This is a genomic window from Winogradskyella flava (assembly GCF_014243395.1).
In the GTDB taxonomy this organism is placed as follows: domain Bacteria; phylum Bacteroidota; class Bacteroidia; order Flavobacteriales; family Flavobacteriaceae; genus Winogradskyella; species Winogradskyella flava.
Window position 1 is genome coordinate 715616 of the sequence record NZ_JACLCP010000002.1, and the last position, 10188, is coordinate 725803.

Here is a 10188-nt window from a genome sequence, read left to right on the forward strand (position 1 = left end):
TTGCAACATCCAAAATAAAAATTGAACCGTAAATAAATTGACCTTCTTAATTGAAAGGCTATTTGCCTAGTATTTTATTTATAATTATTATCTTGGCAACCAATTAATTAATCTAACAAACCAAAACGCACAACTAAGATGAAATTCTTATTAAAAGCCGCTGTAATTCTATTAGTTTTATTTAATCTTCAATCCCTCAACGCTCAAGCAAGTACAGATAAAGATGATGAAAAGTACTCCTTGAATAGTGGTACAATTGATAATCAATTTGAATATATTTTTAGAAAGTCTGGTAATTTTAGAGGTACCAATGGTCAACGCTACGAGGCTGTAAAAACAGCCTGGCTTTTAACTTTAAAAGCACATGTCCTTGATTCTTTGAAAACCACATATAAGAATTTAGAAGATTCTAAAGCAACAGTTGCCAATCAAGCTAAGGAAATTGAGGATTTAAAAGGTAAATTGGGTAATACACAAACCATCTTAGACCAAACCAATAACGAAAAAAATAACATGTCATTATTAGGCATGTCCACCAGCAAGACTAACTATAACGTCATTATGTGGAGTATCATTGCTGGGCTTGCGGCATTATTGTTATTCTTTATCTATAAATTTAAGAATAGTAATTCATTAACACGAGAAGCCAAGCACAAACTTGACGAGGTTGAAACCGAATTTGAGGAGCATAGACGCACAGCTTTAGAACGTGAGCAAAAAGTAAGACGTCAACTCCAAGATGAGATAAACAAGAATAAGGCTTAATTTATTCTGAACTTATAATAATATTTTTGAAATCCACAATTTGACTTGTGGATTTTTTTATTTTGAAATTAACTTTAAACTGTGAAATTTGAATACATGATACAAAAGTATTTAATACGTCAAATTTTCTTAATTAAGCATACCTTTGCACTCTATTCATAATAACAATGCGCATAGATATTATCACTGTATTGCCAGAACTTTTAAAAAGTCCTTTTGAAGCTTCAATACTTAAACGTGCTATAGATGCTGGTTTAGTGGAAGTCCACTTTCATAATCTTAGAGATTACACGACGGACAATTATAAATCTGTGGACGATTACCAATTTGGTGGTGGCGCAGGTATGGTAATGATGATAGAACCTATTGACAAATGCATTTCTGGTTTACAGGCAGAGCGTCAATATGATGAGATTATTTATATGACACCTGATGGCGAGCGACTCAACCAAAGTATTGCTAATCAAATCTCCTTAAAAGAAAATATTATTGTGCTTTGTGGTCATTATAAAGGTGTAGATCAAAGAGTACGTGATAAATTTATCACTAAAGAAATCTCTATTGGCGATTATGTATTGTCTGGAGGAGAATTAGGAGCAGCTGTTCTATGTGATTCAGTGATTCGATTAATACCTGGTGTTTTAGGCAATGAGACTTCTGCGTTGACCGATTCATTTCAAGACAATCTATTAGCACCACCGATATACACAAGACCAAGAGACTATAAGGGCATGAAAGTTCCTGAAGTACTATTCAGCGGTAATTTTGGCGAAATTGAAAAATGGCGTGAAGCACAAGCTTACAAAAGAACACAAGAAAGACGACCAGACCTTTTGAACGATAAATGAGTAAAGGCAAATAATTGAGATAAAAACTTTTCGCTTTCTACTTTTTACTTTTAACTTTTTAATTATCTTTGCACCCACTTTAGATTAACCTCTGGCGAAAATCGTGAATGTTGGTTTAAATGAACCATTATAAAAGAAAAAACATGAATTCTTTAGTAAAATTTGTACAAGACGAATTTGTAGCAAAAAAGGACTTGCCAGAATTTAGCGCTGGTGATACAATCACAGTGTATTACGAAATTAAGGAAGGAAACAAAACGCGTACACAGTTCTTTAAAGGTGTAGTATTACAACGCAAGGGAACAGGAACTTCAGAAACATTTACTATTCGTAAAATGTCTGGAACTATTGGTGTAGAGCGTATTTTCCCAGTGAATTTACCAGCACTTCAAAAAATTGAAGTCAACAAGCGTGGTAAAGTACGTAGAGCGCGTATATTCTACTTTAGAGGTCTTACTGGTAAAAAAGCAAGAATTAAAGAAGTTAGAAGATAAGTTTTATCAAACCGTATTATTAAAAAAGCTCTCGAAATCGAGAGCTTTTTTGGTTATTAACTTTTGTTAATAACTGCGGTTTATAAGATGTTTATATCTAAACAGTTAAAAAATTTGCATTTTCATAATATAAGTATACTTTAGCTAAACAATTAACAACAAACCTAGTTTGGTTTTAAAAGATATTTTAAATTAGTGGTAATTGTAGTAAGGTAACGTTCTTTACATATTGAGGTAGTTTTTTGAGGTTGGTAAACCGCTTGTGTAGGCAAGTGTTGGAGAGTTAACCATGAAGCTTAAATTTTATAGTATGCTTGCAGATTATAAAAGTTAATGTGGAAAGCTTAGAAAAAGTAACGGAATCGAAAGTGAACGTGAAAAGGATGAGCAATGTTTTTATGCGCATCAGACACGCAAGTGAATGATGAAAAAGAAAACATCAAGAAAAATATACCTTACGGAACATAGTAGTATCATGTCAATACATTTTGAAAGATGCGAATTGTTTCACCGAAGCAGCAACGCTTGAACTGAAAAGGATGGTGGCGCAAGCCATACAGCTGATTTAGTGTAATGCTAAATAAGTTATAGTAGTACTGTTTCAAAGAGAAGCCATGTCTCAGCAGTTTACTGTAGTGATATGGCTTTTTGTTTTTGTGGTTCTAAGATTTTTCGGGCCTTACTTTCAAAATCAAAAAATTGTCTAGCATTCTTATATTTGTAGAATGAATTTACCGCTTGTAGACAATCAACACTTCCGCAATCACGATTATACTTCCATTATTTTATCCAAGGCAGAATATAGTAACTGCACGTTCACAAATTGTAATTTCGAAAATTCCGATATTTCAAATAATTCATTTTTAGAGTGCGAGTTCATAGAATGTAATTTGAGTAATACTAACGTAGCGCATACCATTTTTAATGATGTAGCTTTTAATAATTGTAAATTAGTTGGCGTATTATTTCAGAACTGTGACGATTTTTTATTAAACTTTGGCTTCACCAATTGCATACTTAATCTAAGTTCATTTTATCAACTAAAAATCAACCGTACGACATTTACTGATTGTAAAATGCATCAAGTTGATTTTACTGGAGCCGAAATTAAGAACGCTGCATTCAACAATATAGATTTAAAAGGTGCCATCTTTGAGGAAACTAATCTCGAAAATACTGACTTTAGTACCGCTTTTAATTTTTCCATTCACCCATCAACCAACAAAATTAAGAATGCCATCTTCTCTAAGGACAACTGTTTTGGGCTTCTGAGTGCTTTCAAAATAAAAATAAAATAGTTTTATAATCGTAGCTTTTTATTATTATTAAAATCACAAATTAATTGGTAGTTTACTGTTAATATAACACTAACAAAACATTATCATTTTCGTATATTTGCACTGCTTTTAACGAAGCTAACGAACAATATAAATATTCAACATCCTATGAGCAATAACGCGAAGATCGTTTATACTAAGACCGATGAAGCACCAGCATTAGCAACACGTTCTTTTTTACCAATAGTAAAAGCATTTACAAAATCTTCTGGAATATCTATAGAAACAAAAGATATTTCCTTAGCAGCTAGAATTTTAGCTGTGTTTCCAGATTACTTAACAGAAGAGCAAAAAGTTGCAGATGCTTTATCAGAATTGGGCGAACTCGCTAAACGACCTGAAGCAAATATTATTAAATTACCAAATATCAGTGCCTCAATTCCGCAGTTAACGGATGCTATAGAAGAGCTTCAGGCTAAAGGTTATCAGCTTCCAGATTATCCGGACGAACCTCAAAACGATACTGAAAAAGAAATAAAAGCGCGTTACGATAAAATTAAAGGTAGTGCTGTAAACCCAGTCTTGAGAGAGGGGAATTCAGATAGACGTGCGCCCAAGGCCGTTAAGAATTATGCCAAAAAGAATCCACATAGTATGGGAGCTTGGTCTTCGCAATCTCAAACACATGTTGCGACAATGTCTAAAGGTGATTTTGCACATAACGAAAAGTCCGTGACATTAGAAGAAGCTACTACGGTTAAGATTGTACATAAGAACAGTAAGGGTAATGAAACCCTATTAAAAGAAAATTTAAACTTACTTAAAGGCGAAATCATTGATGCTACAATGATGAGCAAAAAAGCATTAGTAGACTTTTTAGAGGAACAGGTCGAAGACGCTCTAGAAAAAGGTGTGTTGTTTTCACTGCATATGAAAGCTACAATGATGAAAGTAAGCGACCCTATTATATTTGGTCATGCTGTTCGTGCTTACTTCAAGGATTTATTTGAAAACCATGGAGATACCTTTGAAAAAATTGGTGTAGATGTTAATAACGGTTTTGGTCAGCTATTGGAAAAGCTGAGTGAGCTTCCCGAAGACAAACGCGATGAAGTTAGAAATGATGTAAGATATGCTTTAGACCATGGTCCGGATTTGGCAATGGTGAATTCCGATAGAGGTATTACCAACCTACACGTTCCAAGTGATGTTATCATTGATGCATCAATGCCAGCTATGATAAGAACGTCTGGGCAGATGTGGAATAAGGACGGTAAGCAACAAGATACTAAAGCAGTTATTCCTGATAGTAGTTACTCCGGCATTTACAGTGCTACAATAGATTTCTGTAAAAAACATGGTGCTTTTGATCCAACAACCATGGGAACGGTGCCTAATGTTGGACTTATGGCTCAAAAAGCCGAAGAATATGGTTCTCACGATAAGACATTCGAAATAGTTGATGAAGGTAAAGTCGAAGTTATCGATGCAACTGGAAAGGTACTAACAAGTCATAATGTCGAAGTTGGTGATATCTGGAGAATGTGTCAAACAAAAGATGCTCCAATTCAAGATTGGGTAAAATTAGCTGTTACTCGTGCTAAAGCATCACAAACACCTGCCGTATTCTGGTTAGATAAAAATAGAGCGCATGATGCAGAATTGATTAAAAAGGTGGAGCAGTATCTCCCTAATCATGATACGTCTGGTTTGGATATTAGAATCCTATCACCTGTTAAAGCTACTAATTTTACATTAGAACGTATTGAAGAGGGTAAGGATACCATCTCCGTGACAGGTAATGTATTAAGAGACTATTTAACGGACTTATTCCCTATTCTAGAAGTTGGCACAAGCGCTAAAATGTTATCTATTGTGCCTTTAATGAATGGTGGTGGTTTGTTCGAAACTGGTGCTGGGGGTTCTGCTCCAAAGCACGTGCAACAGTTTGTCTCTGAAAATCACTTACGTTGGGATTCTTTAGGCGAATTTTTAGCTTTAGCTGTTTCTCTAGAGCACTTTGCGGAAGTTAACAATAATGAGAAAGCCAGGATTCTAGGCGAAGCTTTAGATGACGCTTCTGAAAAATTATTAGAAAATAAAAAAGGCCCATCTCGGAAAGTTAATGAATTAGATAACAGAGGAAGTCACTTTTATTTGGCTATGTATTGGGCTGAAGCTTTAGCCAATCAAAATAAAGATGAAGATTTACAATCTGAATTTTCAAAAGTATATGAAGCGCTTTCTTCGAATGAAAATGCGATAATAAAAGAACTTATAGAGTGCCAAGGTGAATCTGTTGATATTGGTGGCTACTATTACCCAAATGAAAGTTTGATTAATGACGCTATGCGACCTAGCGAAGTGCTCAACTCAATATTACGCTAAACTTACGTTAAAAGAGCTTCATTAAAAATGAAGCTCTTTTATTTTTGTGTCGTCCAAAAATTTATCATGTACGGTAAAAGTATAAAAGCCTTATTAATTGCAATTTTATTCCCAGTTCTCCTTTCAGCACAAGAAAAGTTTACACTTAGCGGAACAGTTACCGACAGCGATAGTAATGAAACCCTCATTGGTGTAAATATAATTATTCCAGAAATTCAATCTGGCACTATGACTAATGAGTATGGCTTCTACTCTATTACTTTACCTGCGGGAGTCTACAATATTCAGGTAAGTTATCTTGGTTATAAAACCATTTCTGAAACGCTCCAACTAGATTCAGATATTACTAAAAATTTTAAATTAATAGAAACTGCCGAAAGTCTTGATGAGATTGTGATTACTGAGGATGTGGAAGAACTGAATATTAAGAAACCTCAAATGAGTGTGAATTCACTTTCCATAAAAACCATAAAAAATATGCCTGTTGTTTTAGGTGAGGTTGATGTTATTAAATCCATTACTTTACTTCCTGGTGTTACTAATGCCGGTGAGGGATCTTCGGGCTTTAATGTAAGAGGAGGTGCTGCAGATCAAAACCTTATCCTTTTGGATGAAGCTACTATCTTTAATTCATCACACTTATTCGGTTTCTTCTCTGTTTTTAATCCAGATGCCATAAAAGATCTAAAGCTCTACAAAGGTGGCATTCCTGCTAAATATGGTGGACGTGTGTCTTCCGTATTAGACATCTACCAAAAAGAAGGTAATAGTAGTCAGTTTCATATGAATGGTGGAATAGGATTAATATCCAGTAGACTTTTAGCAGAAGGTCCGATCAAAAAAGATAAAGGCTCTTTTTTAATTGGAGGAAGAAGTAGTTATGCCCATTTGTTCCTACCACTTTTCGATTTGGATAATGTCGCCTATTTCTATGATCTCAATACAAAATTGAGCTACAGATTAAATGATAATAACAGTATTTTTCTTTCAGGCTATTTTGGAAGAGATGTATTTGAGCTCGCGGATAGCTTCGAGAACACTTATGGAAACACAGTTGTGAACTTTAGATGGAATCATTTATTTTCAGATAAATTGTTTTCGAATCTGTCATTGATTTATTCGGATTATTACTATGGTCTAAGATTGGATTTCGTTGAGTTCGATTGGGAGTCAGGTATTAGAAACTTCAACCTAAAATATGATTTCAAACATTACATAAGCAATAACTTTAAGCTCGAGTATGGTTTGAATAGCATATACTATAAATTCAATCCAGGAGAGATTAATCCAACTACCGAGAGTTCTGGAATCAACCCTTTTAAACTCATAGATAAATATGCCTTTGAAAATGCTATTTATGTTGACGCAGAACATAAGCTCAGTAACAGATTATCTGTAAGTTATGGTGCGCGTCTAAGTACATTCCATCGTTTAGGACAAGATGAATTGAACATATATGAAAACGATAATCCAGTCATCTTTAACGAAGACCTTAATCTTTATGAAAAAGCAGAACCAATAGGGACTGAAACTTTTAACCGAAGTGATGTGATTGAATCTTTTACTAATATTGAACCTAGATTTGCTTTGGCTTATCAACTAAATGATAATTCTTCGGTAAAGGCGAGCTATAATCGCATGAGTCAGTATCTACATTTATTATCTAATACTAATTCTCCTACCCCATTAGATGTTTGGACTCCAAGTGGAAAATATGTGAAGCCACAACTATTAGATCAAGTTGCTTTGGGTTATTTCAAAACCTTTAAGGACAATGAATTTTCATTAGAAGTAGAGAGCTTTTATAAAACTATTCAAAATCGTATCGATTATATAGATGGTGCAGATCTCATAGCGAACAACGCTATAGAACAAGTTATTCTTAATGGTGAAGCTAGAGCTTATGGACTAGAAGTACTTTTTAGAAAAAATGAAGGGAAGTTTACAGGTTGGTTAGCGTATACCTTGTCAAAATCGGAGCAAAGAACTTCGGGTAGAACGTTTGTTGAGACTGGAATCAATAATGGGGAATGGTACAATACACCATTTGACAAAACACATGATGTTTCACTGACCGCAAATTATGAGCTCAACAAGAAATGGTCTTTTAGTACTAATTTTCTGTTTCAAACAGGTCAACCAGCTACATTTCCAAATGGTCAATATGAGTATAATGGTATTGTTATTCCAAGTTACGAAGCTAGAAATTCTAGTCGATTGCCTGCATACCATCGCCTAGATTTAGCAGTAAATTATAACCCAAAACCAAATAGTGAAAAGAAATTTAAAGGGCAATGGATATTTGGAGTTTACAATGTGTACAATAGAAGAAATGCAGCGAATATAACATTTAGAGAAAATAGAATGTCTGGTAATAATGAAGCTGTCAGGTTAGCCATATTTGGAATAGTACCATCTATCTCATATAATTTTAAATTTTAACGATATGAAAAAATTATTCTCCATATTTGTTTTAGTACTACTTTTTTCATGTGAAGATGTTATAGATGTAGACCTTAATTCTACAGAGCCAAGATTAGTAATAGAAGCTTCTATTAACTGGTTGAAGAATACTACTGGTAATGAGCAGGAAATAAAACTTTCTTTATCTGCTCCATTTTTTGATGAAGAAATTCCTCCTGCCAATAACGCTATAGTTCAGATTACTGATTCCAATAATAATATTTTTAATTTCCTTGAAGATGGTCAGTCTGGTATCTACAGAACTAATAGTTTTATACCTGCAATTGATGAAACATATACACTTTCTATAGCTTACCAAGGGCAAACGTATTCAGGAACAGAAACGCTAAAGTCTGTAGTTCCTATTGACTTTGTAGAGCAAAATAATGAAGGTGGTTTTACAGGAGAGGATATTGAACTCAAGGCGTTTTATACAGATCCTGCCAATATAGAAAATTATTACTTTTTTGAATTTATTAGTGATATTCCAGTGGTGCCAACACTAGAAGTCTATGAGGATCGATTTACAGATGGAAATCAAATATTTGGATTTTATTCAGAAGAAGATTTAGAATCTGGAGATGTTGTAACAATAAGAAATTATGGTATATCTAAGCGTTTCTATGAATTCATGTTTATACTCCTGCAACAAGGTAGTGAAAATGATGGAGGGCCTTTTGAGACACAGCCAGCCACTGTAAGAGGTAATTGTGTGAATACGACAAATCCAAATAACTTTCCTTTTGGATACTTTAGACTTTCTGAAGTTGATGAACTTATATATACTGTAGAATAACGAAGAAGTATATTATTAGCCATAAGGTATAGCGATCATTTTTTATATAAAGAATGGTATTATAGGATATGTTTAAGACTTAAATTACAAGACATCAGCTAAAATAATTTCTTACCTTTAACCTATGAGTTTTATAAAAACAACAGAACAAGATTCTCACTATAACAATCTCGAAAAGATGTCAATAAATGAGATCCTGTCAAATATCAATAATGAAGATAAAACAGTCCCATATGCCGTAGAAAAATCTTTACCTCAAATAGAATTATTGATAGAAAAAATAGTTGATAAACTTAAAAATGGAGGTAGGCTTTTTTATATGGGAGCAGGCACAAGTGGTAGATTGGGCATTTTAGATGCATCAGAATGTCCTCCAACGTTTGGAGTCTCTGAAGATTTGGTTATTGGTTTAATTGCTGGCGGGGATTCGGCTATTAGGAAAGCTGTTGAAAATGCCGAAGACTCAGTGACACAAGGCTGGGAAGATCTACAATCATTTTCAATTTCTGAAAAAGATGTAGTTGTTGGTATAGCTGCATCTGGAACAACACCTTATGTTGTTAATACTTTAAATGAATGTAACACTAAAGATATCATAACAGGATGTATCACCTGCAATAAAAATAGTCCTTTAAGCTTAACAGCTCAATATCCCATTGAGGTTATTGTTGGTCCAGAGTTTTTGACGGGTAGTTCTCGAATGAAAGCTGGTACAGCTCAAAAATTAGTACTTAATATGATTACAACTGCTACTATGATTCAACTTGGAAGAGTAAAGAATAATAAGATGGTAGACATGCAATTAAGTAATAACAAATTGGTTCATCGTGGTGTAAGAATGATTATGGAAGAACTGAACATTTCGGAAGAAGCTGCCGCAAAATTACTTCAAGAACATAAAAGTGTTAGAAAAAGCATCATTCATGGACGACGATAACAGAACAGATAAAGCATTATTAAATAAGGGACTTCAACGTATGGGGATTTGTTTGCTTTTAATGTTTGCAGGTCCATCTCTGCTTTACCTTGCACTTAGTAATGATGATAAACCGCTATACATTCCACTACTTGTTATTTCACTAATTCTATGTATAGGAGCTATTGCGATGTTATTTATTGGAATAAATACTATAATGAATAGTATTTTTAAGAAAAAG

At 33.9% G+C, this 10188-nt stretch carries 9 protein-coding genes; all 9 read left to right on the forward strand.

The features are described from left to right. The first annotated feature begins 138 nt into the window (after positions 1 to 138). Complete coding sequence (locus tag H7F21_RS10400) at positions 139 to 765, forward strand: tRNA (guanine-N1)-methyltransferase (RefSeq protein WP_185789195.1); 627 nt, start codon at positions 139 to 141, stop codon at positions 763 to 765. Positions 766 to 932: 167 nt separating this feature from the next. Continuing rightward, on the forward strand, positions 933 to 1613 hold the full coding sequence (gene trmD, locus H7F21_RS10405; RefSeq protein WP_185789196.1) for a tRNA (guanosine(37)-N1)-methyltransferase TrmD: 681 nt from the start codon (positions 933 to 935) through the stop codon (positions 1611 to 1613). Positions 1614 to 1756: 143 nt separating this feature from the next. Beyond that, the gene (gene rplS / locus H7F21_RS10410) at positions 1757 to 2107 is read left to right on the forward strand and encodes a 50S ribosomal protein L19 (RefSeq protein WP_185789197.1); all 351 of its coding nucleotides are present in this window, start codon (positions 1757 to 1759) and stop codon (positions 2105 to 2107) included. Positions 2108 to 2832: 725 nt separating this feature from the next. Next, positions 2833 to 3405, forward strand: a complete 573-nt coding sequence (locus tag H7F21_RS10415) for a pentapeptide repeat-containing protein (RefSeq protein ID WP_185789198.1) — start codon at positions 2833 to 2835, stop codon at positions 3403 to 3405. A 147-nt stretch (positions 3406 to 3552) separates the two neighbouring features. Continuing rightward, a complete protein-coding gene (locus H7F21_RS10420) occupies positions 3553 to 5772 on the forward strand; it encodes an NADP-dependent isocitrate dehydrogenase (RefSeq protein ID WP_185789199.1) in 2220 nt (739 codons plus the stop codon). 66 nt (positions 5773 to 5838) lie between these two features. Next, a complete protein-coding gene (locus H7F21_RS10425; RefSeq protein WP_185789200.1) occupies positions 5839 to 8214 on the forward strand; it encodes a TonB-dependent receptor in 2376 nt (791 codons plus the stop codon). 4 nt (positions 8215 to 8218) lie between these two features. Further along, positions 8219 to 9031, forward strand: coding sequence for a DUF4249 domain-containing protein (locus H7F21_RS10430; RefSeq protein ID WP_185789201.1), 813 nt, complete (start codon positions 8219 to 8221; stop codon positions 9029 to 9031). A 124-nt stretch (positions 9032 to 9155) separates the two neighbouring features. Further along, on the forward strand, positions 9156 to 9968 hold the full coding sequence (murQ, locus tag H7F21_RS10435; protein WP_185789202.1) for an N-acetylmuramic acid 6-phosphate etherase: 813 nt from the start codon (positions 9156 to 9158) through the stop codon (positions 9966 to 9968). Next, a partial coding sequence (locus H7F21_RS17300) for a DUF6095 family protein (RefSeq protein WP_221892465.1) occupies positions 9955 to 10188 on the forward strand: 234 nt, incomplete at its 3' end. The genes murQ and H7F21_RS17300, both read left to right, overlap by 14 nt.